Source organism: Ruegeria sp. BG11, assembly GCF_056538565.1.
The window spans coordinates 1-3750 of sequence record NZ_JBQFTH010000032.1 but is presented as its reverse complement, the minus strand read 5'-3'; the positions used below and the strand labels follow the sequence as shown (position 1 = coordinate 3750).

3 protein-coding genes are annotated in these 3750 nt (G+C 62.8%); all 3 read right to left on the bottom strand.

Going from position 1 to position 3750, the window contains the following annotated elements; translation table 11 throughout:
* Entirely contained in the window at nt 1-792 is a 792-nt protein-coding gene (locus ACR0JF_RS23150; RefSeq protein ID WP_170663399.1) for an FAD binding domain-containing protein, read from the bottom strand.
* Between the two features lie 95 nt (nt 793-887).
* Nucleotides 888-3248, bottom strand: coding sequence for a xanthine dehydrogenase family protein molybdopterin-binding subunit (locus tag ACR0JF_RS23145; RefSeq protein ID WP_170663401.1), 2361 nt, complete (start codon nt 3246-3248; stop codon nt 888-890).
* A 25-nt stretch (nt 3249-3273) separates the two neighbouring features.
* Nucleotides 3274-3750, bottom strand: a 477-nt coding sequence (locus tag ACR0JF_RS23140) for a (2Fe-2S)-binding protein (RefSeq protein WP_480670080.1), incomplete at its 5' end; no start/stop codon positions are given.

The window sequence follows — 3750 nt, the reverse complement described above, 5'->3', positions numbered from 1 at the left end:
TTACGAGCAGTCTTGGACGGCGCGTTTAGTCATCACCCCAACCAAATGCGCGCGGTAGTCTTTGCTGCCATGCAGGTCGGCGATCATGTTCATCGGGTTGACACTCAGCCCCATCAACGCCTCGACGCTGAAGGATTTGTTCAGGGCCTCTTCGGCCTCGGCCCACCGGAACACGCCGTCTTCGCTGGCGCCGGTCACGGCCACACGGACACCCTCCGCAAAGCGCGCCACGTAGACGCCAACCAGGGCAAACCGGGACGCAGGCTGCAGGAACTTCTGATAGCTCGCCGCCTGCGGCACCGGGAACCGAACCGAGGTGATGATCTCACCCTCATCCAGCGCGGTGGCAAACATGCCCTGAAAGAAGTCATCCGCCGCGATCTGCCGCGCGTTGGTCACGATGGTCGCGCCCGAGCCCAGCACACCCGCCGGATAACAGGCCGCCGGATCATTGTTGGCCACCGACCCGCCAATGGTGCCACGATTGCGCACCGCCGGGTCACCGATCTGACCCGCCAAAGCCGCCAGCGCCGGATACGATCCCGCCGCTTCACGCGCCACCGTGGCATGGGGCGTCGCCCCGCCAATGACGACCGAGCCGTCATCCTCGACACAGACCCCTTGCATCTCGGCAATCCCACCCATGCTGACCAGCACCGATGGCGCCGCCAGGCGCTGCTTCAGCGTCGGGATCAGCGTCTGACCCCCGCCCAATGGCTGCGCATCCTCGGCCCCCAACGCAGCAACCGCGTCGGCAATGCTCGAGGGCTTCTCAAACTCGAAACTGTACATTCCGCTTTTCCTTTCCGAAGAGCGCAGATCCGCTCTTCATCTGGCCAAAAATACCTCGGGGGTCCGGGGGCTGGCCCCCGGTCCACCCTCTCAACTCAGCTGTTCATCGCTGCCCAAACGCGCGACGGGCTTACTGGCATGTCGATGTGATCCGCCGCCTTGCCGCCCGAATTCATCGCATCCAGAACCGCATTGACCACAGCCGGCGGAGAGCCGATCGCCCCGGCCTCACCACAGCCCTTCACCCCCAGCGGGTTATGCGTACAGGGCGTCTGGCTGGAATGATCCACGCCGTAGAAGGGCACATCATCGGCGCGCGGCATGGCGTAATCCATGAAGGACGCGCTCAACAGCTGGCCATTCTCGTCATAGGCGCAGTTCTCCAGCAGAGCCTGGCCGATACCCTGACCGATGCCGCCATGAACCTGGCCATCCACGATCATCGGGTTGACGATGTTGCCAAAGTCATCCGCCGCAGTGAAGGCCTCGATGCTGACCTGACCGGTCTCGGGGTCCAGCTCGACCTCGCAGGCATAAGCGCCCGAGGGGAAGGTGAAGTTGGCCGGGTCGTAGAACGCGGTCTCCTCCAGCCCCGGCTCAACCTCCAGCGGGAAGTTATGCGGCACATAAGCTGTCAGGGTCACGTCGCCCCAGGCCACCGACTTGTCGGTGCCTGCCACGCTGAACTGACCGTCCTTCAGCTCAATATCGGCCTCAGACGCCTCCAGCAGGTGGGCTGCGATCTTCTTGGCCTTGTCGATCACCTTCTCGGTGGCCTTCACCATGGCCGAGCCACAGACCGCGAGGCTGCGCGAGCCATAGGTGCCCATGCCGAACGGGATCTTCGAGGTGTCGCCATGCACAATCTCGACCATCGACTCGTCGATGCCGATCATGTCGGCCACAACCTGCGGGAAGGCGGTCTCATGCCCCTGCCCATGGCTATGTGCGCCAACCATGACGCTGATCGAGCCGGTGGCATTCACCCGCACGGTCGCCGCGTCATAGAGACCCGCTCGGGCCCCCAGCATGCCAACGATGTTCGAGGGCGCAATGCCGCACGCCTCGATATAGCAGTTGATGCCCAGACCGCGCAGCTTGCCCTTGGCCTCGCTTGCCGCACGGCGCGCGGCAAAACCGGCCAGATCAGCCGCGGCTTCCAGCTTATCCATGGTCCCGTTGTAATCCCCGGTGTCATAGGTCAGAGCGACCGGCGTGTCATAGGGGAACTGGGTGATGAAGTTCTGACGGCGCAGGGCAATCGGATCGACTCCCAGCTCGCGCGCAGCTTTATCCACCACGCGTTCCAACTGGAACGTCGCCTCGGGCCGGCCCGCGCCGCGATAGGCATCCACCGGCACTGTGTTGGTGAACATCGCCTTCACATTCACCTGAATGACCGGCGTCTTGTAATTGCCTGCCATCAGTGTGCCGTGCAGCCATGTGGGCACGGAACTGGAGAAGGTCGACAGATACGCCCCAAGGTTCGCGTAGGTGTTGGTCCGCAACCCGATGAAGTTGTTGTCTGCATCCAGCGCCAGTTCGATTTTGCTGACATGATCCCGACCATGGGCGTCCGACATGAACGCCTCGGACCGGCTGGAGGTCCACTTCACAGGCCGGTTGCAGGCCTTGGCGGCGAAGGTACAGAACGCCTCTTCCGCATAGTGGAAGATTTTGGTGCCAAAGCCACCGCCTACATCCGGGGCCACAACGCGGACCTTATGCTCGGGCAGACCCAGCACAAAGGCGCACATCAGCAGGCGGATCACATGCGGGTTCTGCGAGGTGGTATAGAGCGTGTACTCATCCGTGCCCCGCTTATACTCACCCACCGCCACGCGCGGTTCCATCGGGTTAGCGACCAGGCGGTTGTTGACCAGATCCAGCGTGGTCACATGGGCCGCATTGGCGAAGACCTCATTGACCTTGGCGTCATCCGCTTCACCCAGCTGCCAATCATAGCAGATGTTGTTCTTCAGATCGTCATGGACCAGCGTCGCGCCCTCTTGCGCCGCGGCCTTCATGTCGATCACGGCGGGCAGTTCCTCGATCTCGAGGTCAATCGCCTCGGCCGCATCACGCGCCTGCTCCAGGCTGTCGGCCACAACGGCGGCGATGGGATCGCCCACATGGCGCACCTTGCCCTGGGCCAGAATGGGATGCGCAGGCTCCTGCATGGGCGCGCCGTGCTTGTCGGTCACCTCCCAGCCGCAGGGCATGCCGCCCACGCCTTCGAAATCCTTGCCGGTGAACACCTTGACCACGCCCGGCATGGCCTCGGCCGCCGAGGTATCAAGGCTGGTGATCCGGCCATGCGCGATATCCGAGCGCAGGAAATGAACATAGGCCTGTCCGGCCACGTTGATGTCGTCGGTGTAATTGCCTGCTCCGGTCAGAAAGCGCACGTCCTCGCGCCGCTTGGAACTGGCTCCGATGCCACTGTCTTTGGGCATTGCTTGTTCTCCTCCCTCGGGCCGCTTATTCGGCGGCGATGCTGCTGACGTCCTGGCCCGAAGCGGCCATGATCGCCTTGACGATGTTGTGATAGCCCGTGCAGCGGCACAGGTTGCCTTCCAGATACTTGCGGATCTCGGCCTCGGACGGGCGCGGATTGTCCTTCAGCAAGGCCGCCGCGCTCATCACCATGCCCGGTGTGCAGAAGCCGCATTGCAGCCCGTGGTGATCCTGAAACGCCTGCTGGATCGTGTTGAGCGTCCCATCCTCGGAGGCCTGACCCTCAATCGTGCCGACCTCGGCCCCGTCAGCCTCAACCGCCAGCATGTTGCACGACTTCACGGCCTCGCCGTTTACATGCACCACACAGGCCCCGCATTGCGCCGTATCACAGCCAACATGCGTCCCCGTCAAAGACAAATGATCCCGCAAAAAACCAGACAATAACGTCCGACCCTCAACATCACCGCTCACAGACATGCCATTCACAGTCAGCGATAT